This window comes from Nocardioides sp., from assembly GCF_035697785.1.
Classification (GTDB): domain Bacteria; phylum Actinomycetota; class Actinomycetes; order Propionibacteriales; family Nocardioidaceae; genus Nocardioides_B.
This window is the reverse complement of sequence record NZ_DASSCL010000047.1, coordinates 1-5305: the sequence shown is the minus strand read 5'-3', so window position 1 is coordinate 5305 and position 5305 is coordinate 1. Positions and strand designations below refer to the sequence as shown.

At 70.0% G+C, this 5305-nt stretch carries 6 protein-coding genes; 2 read left to right on the top strand and 4 right to left on the bottom strand.

Annotated features, from left to right (window positions below; all coding sequences use genetic code 11):
- Positions 1-73: 73 nt before the first annotated feature.
- Complete coding sequence (locus tag VFH10_RS04975; protein ID WP_325126550.1) at positions 74-637, top strand: DUF1707 domain-containing protein; 564 nt, start codon at positions 74-76, stop codon at positions 635-637.
- A 7-nt stretch (positions 638-644) separates the two neighbouring features.
- Here the strand turns inward: VFH10_RS04975 and VFH10_RS04970 are convergent, their stop codons facing one another.
- The 4 genes from VFH10_RS04970 to uvrB are packed head-to-tail and all read right to left on the bottom strand — an operon-like array spanning position 645 to position 4194.
- Positions 645-1250, bottom strand: a complete 606-nt coding sequence (locus VFH10_RS04970; protein ID WP_325126548.1) for a DUF6624 domain-containing protein — start codon at positions 1248-1250, stop codon at positions 645-647.
- 10 nt (positions 1251-1260) lie between these two features.
- Positions 1261-1698 (bottom strand): VOC family protein, encoded by a 438-nt coding sequence (locus VFH10_RS04965; protein ID WP_325126546.1) that lies wholly within the window; start codon positions 1696-1698, stop codon positions 1261-1263.
- Positions 1695-2066 (bottom strand): MmcQ/YjbR family DNA-binding protein, encoded by a 372-nt coding sequence (locus tag VFH10_RS04960; RefSeq protein WP_325126545.1) that lies wholly within the window; start codon positions 2064-2066, stop codon positions 1695-1697. The genes VFH10_RS04965 and VFH10_RS04960 overlap by 4 nt, the downstream gene beginning before the upstream one ends.
- A 13-nt stretch (positions 2067-2079) precedes the next feature.
- Positions 2080-4194 (bottom strand): excinuclease ABC subunit UvrB, encoded by a 2115-nt coding sequence (gene uvrB / locus VFH10_RS04955; protein ID WP_325126544.1) that lies wholly within the window; start codon positions 4192-4194, stop codon positions 2080-2082.
- A 54-nt stretch (positions 4195-4248) separates the two neighbouring features.
- Between uvrB and VFH10_RS04950 the strand changes: the two genes are divergently transcribed.
- On the top strand, positions 4249-5305 hold a 1057-nt coding region (locus tag VFH10_RS04950; RefSeq protein WP_325126543.1), incomplete at its 3' end, for a phospholipase D-like domain-containing protein.

Below are 5305 nucleotides of genomic sequence, written 5' to 3'. Positions count from 1 at the left end.
GCACGAATCGGCACAGCATCTGATCCACCCGGAGCCGGGGTCGGGCGCGGACCGGCGGACCTAGAATCGCCGCATGACCACGCCCGTGCCGTGGGACGACTTCACCTCCGACCCGCGCCGCCCCGACAACGCGTCACTGCGCGCCGCGGACCGCGACCGAGCCGTGGTGCTGGCAGCGCTCGGGGACGCCTACGCGGACGGACGGCTCACCAGGGATGAGTACGACGAGCGGGCGACCGTCGCCTCGACCGCCAAGACCCTCGGCGACCTTGCGCCGCTGCTGGCCGACCTGGTCCCATCGGCCCCCGCCCGGCCCGGCACCGAGCTCGACCGGACGACCTCCGACGCGCTCCAGGCGCGTGCTCTGCGGCACTGGGAGCGCCAGCGCACGGAGGCGATCAACGGGTTCCTCTTCATCGCCGTCGTGACCTGGGTCATCTGGCTCGCCACGTCGGGCCCGACGAGCTTCCCCTGGCCCGTCTTCCCGTCGCTGTTCGTGGGCTTGCGCATCCCGCAGGTGCTTCTCAACAAACGCGACATCGTGGACCGGGAGCGCGAGAAGCTGGAGCGCAAGGAGCGCAAGGCGCGGGGCGCGCTCGAGTCACGCCCCGAGCCTGAAGACGGCGACGGGGACTAGCCCGGCATCAGGGGGCGTCGCCCGCGCAGAGCTCCTCCATCTCGGCGAGGTAGTCGCCGAGCGGCTCGAGGCCCGCATTCGCCCGACGCTCCTCGACGCCGGCCTCGTCGGCGATCGGGGTCGCCGGGACCGCCCGCTTGCCGTCGCAGCGGATCTGCGTGCCGAAGGTCTGCTCGTCGCCGCGTGCGGCCGCCACCCGGTCGGTGAGGTACGCGAGGTCGCCGGGCGAGGCCTGGCCGGCCGCAACCGCCTCCTCGAGGAGTCCGAGCGCCTTCTCCTGGAACGCGAGGTCGAGGTCGGCGTGCTGCACGACGACCCAGGCGGCCGTCGAGCCCTTGCGGCCGACCAGGTCCCAGCCGGGCCAGCCGTGCTCGTCGAGGATCTCCGCGAGCCGGGCCTGCCGCGACTCGAACGTCGTCGTGGGGTCTGCGCCCCGGCCGGTCATCTCCGCCTGGTCGTCGGCCTGCATCTGCACCAGCTCGTCGTGCAGTGCCTGATCGAAGGTCGTCTGCGCCGATGGGCTCTCGTCGCCGCTGCAGCCACCGAGCGCGGCGAGCAGGAGACCGACCGCGACCAGCCGCGCCAGGCGGCGAGACCGGGTGGGCGCGGTCAAGGCGGTCCTCCTAGTCGAGGCAGAACTCGTTGCCCTCGGGGTCCTGCATGACGATGAAGCCGGAGCTGAACGGCTCGCCGGGCTCGCTGCGCCGCAGCCGGGTGGCGCCCAGCTCGACCAGCGACGCGCACTTGTCCTCCAGCGCCGCCATCCGTTCGTCGCCGGCGAGGCCCGCGGCGGCGCGCACGTCGAGGTGGACGCGGTTCTTCGCGGTCTTGCCTTCGGGCACCCGCTGGAAGAAGAGCCGCGGGCCGCGGCCGTCGGGGTCGTGGCAGGCGGACGCGTCGTTGCGGCGCTCGGCCGGCACGTTCATCGCGTCGAGTGCCTCGTCCCAGGTGGCGTAGCCGGGCGGCGGGTCGTCGTACTTGTAGCCGAGGACCTCGATCCAGAAGCGGGCCAGCGCGTCGGGATCTGCGCAGTCGAAGGTGACCTGGACCTGGAGGCTCACGGGGACTCCCCACTCTCCGGTCGGTGCTTCCTGGGCAGCTTGGCCACGACCAGCTCGTAGGACTGGTCGACGGCCTCGCGGATCTCGTCGTCGGGGATGGCACCGTCGATCCGAAGGGTGTTCCAGCCGGACCGGCCGATGTAGGCCATCACGGAGGCGTCCTCGGGATAGCGGTCCAGCCACTCGTCGGCCGTCCCGTCGCGCCCGTTGCCGCACTTGACCCCCACCGTGTCGTCGCCGAGGAAGGCGAAGATCTTGCCGCCGGCCGCGCCCGGCCCCACCTTGGCGACCCGGTCGTTCTCCCATGGTGTGTCGGGCCAGGCTCCCGCCTTGCCGAGCGCGTAGGCCGCCACCTCGTCGGGGCTCATGAGGCGTTCACGCTCATCGGGCGCCGGCCTCGACCATCTGCCGCAGCTCGCGCTTGAGGTCCTGGATCTCGTCACGGAGCCGGGCGGCCAGCTCGAACTGCAGCTCGGCGGCCGCGTTGTGCATCTGCTCGGTGAGCTGCTGGACCAGCTCGGCGAGCTCGTGGCTGGGCAGACCGGCCAGCTCGGCGGCATGTTTGCCGGAGTCGCGGGACAGACCAGGGACCGGGGCCTTCTTGGACTTCGGGTCGAGGTGCTGCCAGGTCTTGAGCAGCTCCTCGGTGCTCTCGTCCTCGCGCGCCAGCATCTCGGTGATGTCGGCGATCTTCTTGCGCAGCGGCTGCGGGTCGACGCCGTTGGCCGTGTTGTAGGCGACCTGCTTCTCGCGGCGCCGGTTGGTCTCGTCGATCGCCTTCTCCATCGACGGGGTGATCTTGTCGGCGTACATCATCACCTGGCCGGACACGTTGCGGGCGGCCCGGCCGATGGTCTGGATCAGCGACTTGTCGGAGCGGAGGAAGCCCTCCTTGTCGGCGTCGAGGATCGCCACGAGCGACACCTCGGGCAGGTCGAGGCCCTCGCGGAGCAGGTTGATGCCGACGAGCACGTCGTACTGCCCGAGCCGCAGCTCACGCAGCAGCTCGATCCGCCGCAGCGTGTCGACCTCGCTGTGCAGGTAGCGGGTGCGGATGCCGGCCTCGAGGAGGTAGTCGGTGAGGTCTTCCGACATCTTCTTGGTCAGCGTCGTGACCAGCACCCGCTCGCTGCGCTCGGTGCGCACGTTGATCTCGTGGATCAGGTCGTCGATCTGGCCCTTCGTGGGCTTGACCACGACCTCGGGGTCGATCAGGCCGGTCGGCCGGATGATCTGCTCGACGACGTTGTCGACGCCGCCGACCTTGGCCAGCTCGTAGTTGCCGGGTGTCGCGGAGAGATAGATGGTCTGGCCGATCCGGTCGAGGAACTCCTCCCACCGCAGCGGCCGGTTGTCCATCGCGCTCGGCAGCCGGAAGCCGTGGTCGACCAGGTTGCGCTTGCGGGACATGTCACCTTCGTACATGCCGCCGATCTGGGGCACCGCGACGTGCGACTCGTCGATGACGAGCAGGAAGTCCTCGGGGAAGTAGTCGAGCAGGCAGTTCGGCGCCGAGCCGCGGGACCGGCCGTCGATGTGCATCGAGTAGTTCTCGATGCCGGAGCACGAGCCGACCTGGCGCATCATCTCGATGTCGTAGGTCGTGCGCATCCGCAGGCGCTGCGCCTCGAGCAGCTTGCCCTGCTTCTCGAAGGCGGCGAGCTGGTCCTCCAGCTCGAGCTCGATGCCGCGGATCGCCCGCTCCATGCGCTCGGGACCGGCGACGTAGTGGGTCGCGGGGAAGATGTGCAGCTCGGTGTCCTCGGTGACCACCTCCCCGGTCACCGGGTGCAGGGTCATGAGCCGCTCGATCTCGTCGCCGAAGAACTCCACGCGGATGGCGAGCTCCTCGTAGACCGGGAACACCTCGAGGGTGTCGCCGCGGACCCGGAACGTGCCACGGGAGAACGACAGGTCGTTGCGGGTGTACTGGATCTCGACGAGACGGCGCAGCAGCTTGTCGCGGTCCCACTCCGCGCCCACCTTGAGCCGGACCATCCGGTCGACGTACTCCTGCGGGGTGCCCAGGCCGTAGATGCACGACACGGTGGAGACCACGATCACGTCACGCCGGGTGAGCAGGGAGTTGGTCGCCGAGTGCCGCAGCCGCTCGACCTCCTCGTTGATGGAGGAGTCCTTCTCGATGTAGGTGTCGGTCTGCGGGACGTAGGCCTCGGGCTGGTAGTAGTCGTAGTAGGAGACGAAGTACTCGACCGCGTTGTGCGGCAGCAGCTGCCGCAGCTCGTTGGCGAACTGTGCGGCGAGGGTCTTGTTGGGCTGCATCACCAGGGTCGGCCGCTGCAGACGCTCGACCGCCCAGGCGATGGACGCGGTCTTGCCGGTGCCGGTCGCGCCGAGCAGGACGACGTCCTGCTCGCCTGCCCTGATCCGGCGCTCGATGTCGGCGATCGCCGTCGGCTGGTCACCCGACGGCTGGTAGTCGGACTCGACCTTGAACGGCGCGACGCTGCGCTGGAGATCGGTGACTGGCCTCATGCGGATCAGACTACGTCCCGGCACCGACAGCCCGTCTTGGCTAGATTTCCTCCCGTGAGCCGACGTCCCGCACCCGGCTGGGTGTCCGTAGGAGCCGTCCGGCGCGTCCTGCTGTCGGTCCTCGGCTTCCAGGTCCTGCTCGCCGTGGTGCTCACCCTCGTCGACTCGTACCGGCGGCGGGGCAAGAAGCCGTCCCCGTTCCCCACCACCGATCCGCGCCCGGTCCCGATCGGCGACGGCGCCCTGACGACGTACACCTTCGGCCAGGACCTGTACGACGACATGATCGCCGCCATCGAGGGGGCGCAGCGGCGGATCCTGTTCGAGACCTACATCTGGAAGGCCGACGAGGTCGGTGAGCGCTTCAAGCGGGCGCTCTCCGAGGCGGCGGGTCGCGGCGTCGAGGTCTACGCGATCTACGACAGCTTCGCGAACCTCGTCGTGGACCCCCGGTTCAAGCGCTTCGGTCCCCGGCTGAGGGTGCTGGCCTACCCCGTCTACACCGCGGGCTGGCGGTTCTTCGACCTGCGCCGTTACGGGCGCGACCACCGCAAGATCCTGGTCGTCGACGGCGAGGTCGGGTTCGTGGGCGGCTACAACATCGGCACCGCCTACGCGACCGAGTGGCGCGACACGCACGTCCGGATCACCGGACCGGGCGTCTGGGACCTGGGCCGGGCCTTCGCCGACTTCTGGAACCTGCACCGGCGTCCGCGGCACGGCCCGCGGCCGCTGCTGCTGGAGGCCGCGGCCGACTGGGAGCCGCGCATCCGGGTGCACCGCAACGTGCCGCGGCTGTGGATGTTCCCGATCCGCGGCATGTACCTCGAGGCGATCAGCCGGGCCTCGACCAGGATCTGGATGACGCAGGCCTACTTCTGCCCCGACCAGGACTTCGTCGACGCGATCAAGGACGCCGCGCTGCGCGGGGTCGACGTGCGGCTGCTGGTCCCGCTGAAGTCCAACCACATCGTGGCCGACTGGATCTCCCGCGGGTACTTCTCCCAGCTGCTCGAGGCCGGCGTGCGGATCTTCCGCTTCCGCGACGCGATGGTGCACGCCAAGACCGCCACCATCGACGGCAGCTGGTCGACCGTCGGCACCGCCAACA

What these genes read in the sequence shown, in the direction of transcription:
- VFH10_RS04975 (WP_325126550.1), top strand. Translation starts at nt 74, where the DNA reads ATGACCACGCCCGTGCCGTGGGACGACTTCACCTCCGACCCGCGCCGC.
- uvrB (WP_325126544.1), bottom strand. Translation starts at nt 4,194, where the DNA reads ATGAGGCCAGTCACCGATCTCCAGCGCAGCGTCGCGCCGTTCAAGGTC.
- VFH10_RS04960 (WP_325126545.1), bottom strand. Translation starts at nt 2,066, where the DNA reads ATGAGCCCCGACGAGGTGGCGGCCTACGCGCTCGGCAAGGCGGGAGCC.